The sequence below is a fragment of the Vibrio sp. 2132-1 genome (assembly GCF_033344315.1).
This window is the reverse complement of the sequence record NZ_JAWPON010000635.1, coordinates 1-574: the sequence shown is the minus strand read 5'-3', so window position 1 is coordinate 574 and position 574 is coordinate 1. Positions and strand designations below refer to the sequence as shown.

The 574-nt window shown below is 42.0% G+C and carries 1 pseudogene; it reads right to left on the bottom strand.

The features are described from left to right. A pseudogene (locus R8N47_RS27100) lies at positions 1-574 on the bottom strand (DNA polymerase Y family protein); the annotation flags it as partial.

Genomic DNA, 574 nt, shown 5'->3' with positions numbered 1-574 from the left:
CTTTGCTAACGGTTTTTCAATCCATTGAACGTTTTCGATCTCAAACAGTAACTCCAAATACACTTGGAACGACTCGCTTGGATGGTAAAAGTCGACAGGGTGTTTGAACTGACCAGTAAGTCGTCCGACGTAGTTGACTAAATCAATATCAAAACGGCGAGCGATGTCTTGCAATGGCAATTCCAGTAACCCTTGCAGCGTTGTTGTGCCCACTCGTTGGAGTTTTTCAACATTGGAGGGCGATAAATCGGTTAGGGTTAATGGCAACGAAAATAAAGCTTTTTGGATAAAAGCCTTATCTTCGCTAAGCACATTCGCACCAGATAACGCCATCAATTTAGCGGAAAAAGGTGAGAAGCCACAACCAAACTGAAAGCTCAATTTTAGTTCATCTAAATGAGTTCGGATTTTATTCCAATAGTTTTGTAATCCTTCATAGAGATTAAGCATTGGCGTCGCACGCAGCAAAATACCTTGGTTTGGCATCAATACGACATCAGAAGTGACCAAATACATCCATTGAGCCACCTCTTGCAACTTATTCCACTCCGTTTGTGGGTGGTAAGGATGTACT